Source organism: Bifidobacterium sp. wkB338 (assembly GCF_003688325.1).
Lineage (GTDB): Bacteria > Actinomycetota > Actinomycetes > Actinomycetales > Bifidobacteriaceae > Bombiscardovia > Bombiscardovia polysaccharolytica.
The window spans coordinates 1-1,365 of sequence record NZ_NPOR01000009.1 but is presented as its reverse complement, the minus strand read 5'-3'; the positions used below and the strand labels follow the sequence as shown (position 1 = coordinate 1,365).

Genomic DNA, 1,365 nt, shown 5'->3' with positions numbered 1-1,365 from the left:
TCCCAATTTGCCCGGTCGACAGTTCGCGCAATGCCCTTTAAAGCTCTCCGCGTTTCCAAAGGCATTGGAGAAAGCTTGGACTTAAGTGAATCATCTTCCAGATCAGAAGCAACCGACAAGACAGCTGTTACAGCATTCAAAGCCTTCAAATCAACAGATTCAGTATTGTCAACATCTGCAGCAAAAGTCTCCGACTGCTCACCTTTCTCTATAAGTAGTGGCGGAACCTCAAATACTACGTCCAGAGATCCAGGTTGGATGGCTGTCACTAAAAGCCTTGATGATCGTCTTTTATTCCCTGAAAGACTCCTTGCCTGCGCCTTTACAGCATTAGCAATGCTTTTAATAAAATCAGATAAAGCCGTAGCATCAGCTGCATGGTTACGGAGAGAATCACGTTCTGTTATATGAACATGCGCTGTGGCTTCCGCCGGCGAAGTAACTTGTATAAAGAGCCTGTCAAGTTCTTGGTTACCTTGAGAGGACATCTGCAAGGACTGTAGCAATCCCTCGCGCACTATCGAATCATCTTCGTCCATCGCTGATTTCAAAGCAGCAACATAGGAATTTCTGACATCATCAGATATTGAAGAGCTCATGCGGGTGTCACCTCCAGATACCGTTTTCTTGTAATGCCATCAGAAAGATAATGCTTATCAGTATTCACGCTGGACCACAAATTATCCCAATAGCCCAAGATCTTGGGTTCTTCCACGGTGATGAAGGAATCCACCATTCCCGAACACGGTTGCACACGATTCCCATCAGAATCATTATGCGTTGTTAAATCTGCAAATTCAGTACTATGCAATGTTATCGCTTCACGGAATGACTTACGGCTTACAATCACGACCACATCAATATCATGCGGGTTTTCTTTAATCGTCACGAAACTTCCATTCAACCAGAATCTGGCTGATCCAAACAACCTCAAAACGCGCTTCTGCCAATCCATAAAACAACGCCATATGGACTTGCGCTGCTGACTGAAAAGGAAAAGACCTTCAACGTCCTCTTCTGTGCAAGAAAGAGGATCAGATGGACGTGTATATGGCAACACCTCTAGTTTTCTAAACTCTTCCAACGTTGGTAAGGTCATGCGTAACACATTACACTTCAAAATACTCCCGTACAAAAAGACTTCCCCGACCTGATTACCGTTTCGGTTCGAGAAGCTTTTTTATCAAGTACAACACCATTTAATCTGCAAGCCATCCTGATGAGGCTATAGACGCTCTGAAGCCTGCGGCTAGAGCCTCTTAAGTGTGGAGATGAAGCCTCCAATCTCGAGATATCCGAGATCATAAAGCCCTGCTGACAATGGAAGCGATCCAACTATCCGTTTATACAATAATGCGCATCTAG

At 44.5% G+C, this 1,365-nt stretch carries 2 protein-coding genes; both read right to left on the bottom strand.

All coding sequences use genetic code 11. From position 1 onward, the window contains the following. Positions 1–599, bottom strand: a 599-nt coding sequence (locus tag CI603_RS08920; protein ID WP_147438262.1) for a hypothetical protein, incomplete at its 3' end; no start/stop codon positions are given. Further along, positions 596–1,099, bottom strand: coding sequence for a DUF6932 family protein (locus CI603_RS08915; RefSeq protein WP_147438261.1), 504 nt, complete (start codon positions 1,097–1,099; stop codon positions 596–598). The genes CI603_RS08915 and CI603_RS08920, both read right to left, overlap by 4 nt. Between the last annotated feature and the right edge of the window lie 266 nt (positions 1,100–1,365).

What these genes read in the sequence shown, in the direction of transcription:
- CI603_RS08915 (WP_147438261.1), bottom strand. Translation starts at nt 1,099, where the DNA reads ATGACCTTACCAACGTTGGAAGAGTTTAGAAAACTAGAGGTGTTGCCA.